Below are 3449 nucleotides of genomic sequence, written 5' to 3' on the forward strand. Positions count from 1 at the left end.
AAGCTCCCTCGCCACAGGATTCAACGTCACCCCTTATGATTTGCTGATGCGCTGGTCGTCAAAAAACGGTTTGTCCCCGGCAACCCGGTCCGAAGCCTTTGGCACATTCACCCCTTGGCCATCCTGGCCGTCGACATACCAATAGCAATGGCTCACCGCCCGGGTAATGCCCACGTAGGCCAGGCGCAGCACTTCGTCTTTCTGCGCGCTGTCGTAAGCTTCGGTATCGCCGTCCTTGCCCAGTCCTGCCATGCGGTAGACCTGGTTCTTGTACGGCGAACTGGTCAAGTGCTGGCAGTCGCCCAGCAGGAATACCGCATCCGCCTGCAAGCCCTTGGCGCTGTGATAAGTCAGTTGCTTGAGTCGGCGGCTGCCGTACGGCAAACTAGAATCCACATTAACTACCGACTGAATATGCTCTTGCATCAATGACTTATCGCTGCTTTTTCGATACAGCATTAACACCGAATCACCCTTTTGATAGTGCGCCAGCAGTTGTTGGCCCAGCGCCGCATCGTCACGGTCACGCACCGTGACCGGCACCAACTCCTTCGCGGTTCCACTGGCCTTGGCTTTCTTGCCGCTGATGGCCGGGGCCGCCCGCACAATGTGCTCGGCAGCATCGATCACGTGCTGATGGCTGCGGTAGTTCTCGCCCAGCATCACCCGGGTGGTCGTGGGTGACGGGAACTCCTTGTTGAACTCCATGAAATACTTGGGCGAACTGCCACGCCAGCCATAGATCGACTGCCAGTCATCGCCCACGCACAACAGCGAAGAGCGCTGGGCCCCGCGCCCCACGTGCATGGCCGGCCCGCGGCTGCGGATCTCCCGCAGGCTGGCCCGGATCCACGAGACGATCTGCGGCGATACGTCCTGGAATTCGTCGATCATCAGGTGCGACATCGGCCGTAGCAGCGGGTCGCTGAGCAACTTCAGGTTCTCCGGGGTGTTTTCGCCAAACAGCGAGAACATCCGGTTGTAGGTCATGACCGGTGGCGACTGGTCCAGCAAGTGATCTTCGAGGGCCTTCCAGAAAATGCTCAGTGCCTCGAAGTAAAAACGGTCTGGATCATCCTTGGCAAAACTCATCTTGCCCACGGCGGTGGGCACATCCAGCCCGAGGTTCTCGATGAACCCGGCGGCGGCAACAAAGCTGTCCAGCAACGGTGCCGAACCCAGCTCGCCCTTGACCTTGTAATCGAAGCCCGGGCCCGCTGTTGCGTCACCTGCCAGGCTGCTTAAAAGCCGCTTGGAAGACTCGTAGCTTTCTAGCCATATCAATGGTTTACGGCAGAAAGCTTGAAACAGGGTTCGCTTTACCGCCCATTCGGCACGTACTGACAGCTTGGACCCGGGTCGACTGACCTGGGCATTTTCCCGCGGGTCGAAGCCCAGTACGACCCAGGCATCCAGTTCGGCAATGTAGCCATGGCAGTGAAACTTCGCGCCGTTGATATCGAACGTCTGGCGATTGGGCTCGATGCCCTTGATCGGCCAGGCGCCGGCACGAAACCACAGGTCTTCGATCACATCGCAGAGTTCTTCATCGCGCTTGGCCGCCAGTTCGGTCACCGCCACGCGTTTTTGCACGTCCGGGTGATCGCGCTCCAGCTCCTTGAGTTGCAGGGCATGGCGCGCCAGCGGGGCGATCAGTTCGCGGAAGCGTTCATGGCGGCCATGCAGCCGGTGATAGCAGGCATTCAGTTGCTGGCGCTGGGCGTCGTTGATCCGCAATTCGAAGGGGTTGCTGTCGGCCTCATCAAAGCCCGCTTCGGTCCGCGCATTGAGGTTCTCGAACGCCTGCAGCCGCTCAAGGCCCGGCAGGCTGCGCACCATTGGCAGGATGCGTGAGTGAAAGGTCCGCACCACCGCTTGCGCTTCTTTCATACCAAGGGGTTGGCCCCACAAGGCGAGAATTTCCATGAGCTTGTTGATGAAGTCCTTGCGCGACTCACGGGTGAAGGTCACCACCGTCATCGAGCTCAGCTCGAAGCCCAGGTAATGGGTCAGCAGCAGGATACGCAGCACCAGCGAGGTGGATTTACCCGCGCCGGCGCCGGCGATCACCGAGGTGGACGGCGTATCGCTGAAAATCATCTTCCATTGCGCCGCACTCGGCTGGCCATGGGCCGGCAGCAGGCGCGCCACATCAGCCTTGATGCGTTTTTTCAATTCGGCGGTCAGCGGCAGGCGCCAATCATCGAACAGATTGTCGTCAACACCCGGCGCAGTGTGCTCATCCGGCCGGAAGTCACGAATCAGCAGGACCTGGCGGCCTTCTTCGATACCATCCGCCTTGCCTTCCTTATAGCCATACTCCACGCCGGCCGTGTGGCCACTGCGAAAGCCGTCGGCCTGGCCATGCAGCCATGAGAAACGGTGCTGTGCCCGCAGGCGCGTCAGGCCGTGACCGAATAATCGGGCGGCGAGCCGTTTCAACAGGGGCATTTCGGCCAGTGGCCGCAGTTCGGGAGGCAGATCGGGGGTGTGTTGCGGCACGCGGACTCCTGCGATGCTTTAACTCGGACAAGAGCCCTATGGTCGCCGCAAATGCCCCACAGTTCCAGCCAATTGCTTTGCGCTCATGCAGTTAGGCGATGAAGTGAAGACAAGTCCTGAGCATCGGCATCGAAGCATTCGATAGGAATCCAGCATTTTTTACGCTTTTTATCGATCTGGCGCTGCTGGATGATAGCTCCCATCCACAGGAGACGATCATGCTTGAACTTCGACCTTTCAACACCCTGGGCGGCGCCAATCACGGTTGGCTGGACGCTCACCACCACTTTTCGTTTGCCGAATACCATGACCCCAAGCGCATGCACTGGGGCAACCTGCGGGTGTGGAACGATGACCTCATCGCACCGGGCACCGGCTTCCCGCAGCACCCGCACCGGGACATGGAAATCATCACCTATGTGCGTGAGGGCGCCATCAGCCATGCCGACAACCTGGGCAACCAGGGCCGCACCGAGGCCGGCGACGTCCAGGTAATGAGCGCCGGCACCGGGATCGCCCACAGCGAGTACAACCTGGAAGCTACGCCGACCAAGATTTTCCAGATCTGGATCATACCCAATGAGGCCGGTTTGCCGCCGTCGTGGGGCGCGAAGCCGTTTCCGAAAGGTGACCGCGAAGGGTTTGTGACCCTGGCCAGTGGCAAGGCCGGAGACAGCGAAAGCCTGCGGATTCGGGCCGATGCACGCTTGGTAGCGGCAAACCTGAAAGCCGGTGAAAGTGCCGAGTATCGGCTGGACAACGGACGCCGGGCGTACCTGGTACCGGCCACCGGGGTGATTGAAGTCAATGGCTTGCGTGCACAAGCTCGAGACGGTGTGGCGGTTGAGGATGAGCAGGTACTGCGGGTGACAGCGGTTGAGGACAGCGAGATCGTGTTGGTCGACCTCGCCTGACCGAGCTTGAATGTGGCAAGGGAGCTTGCTCCC

At 60.2% G+C, this 3449-nt stretch carries 2 protein-coding genes; one reads left to right on the top strand and one right to left on the bottom strand.

The features are described from left to right. Window positions 1-33: 33 nt before the first annotated feature. Window positions 34-2502, bottom strand: coding sequence for a UvrD-helicase domain-containing protein (locus HX817_RS16210; protein WP_177040579.1), 2469 nt, complete (start codon window positions 2500-2502; stop codon window positions 34-36). 218 nt (window positions 2503-2720) lie between these two features. Here HX817_RS16210 and HX817_RS16215 point away from each other — a divergent pair, with 218 nt between their 5' ends. Then, window positions 2721-3416 (top strand): pirin family protein, encoded by a 696-nt coding sequence (locus HX817_RS16215; protein WP_003217133.1) that lies wholly within the window; start codon window positions 2721-2723, stop codon window positions 3414-3416. Window positions 3417-3449: the final 33 nt, after the last annotated feature.

The sequence above is a fragment of the Pseudomonas sp. C6002 genome, from assembly GCF_013385805.1.
Lineage (GTDB): Bacteria > Pseudomonadota > Gammaproteobacteria > Pseudomonadales > Pseudomonadaceae > Aquipseudomonas.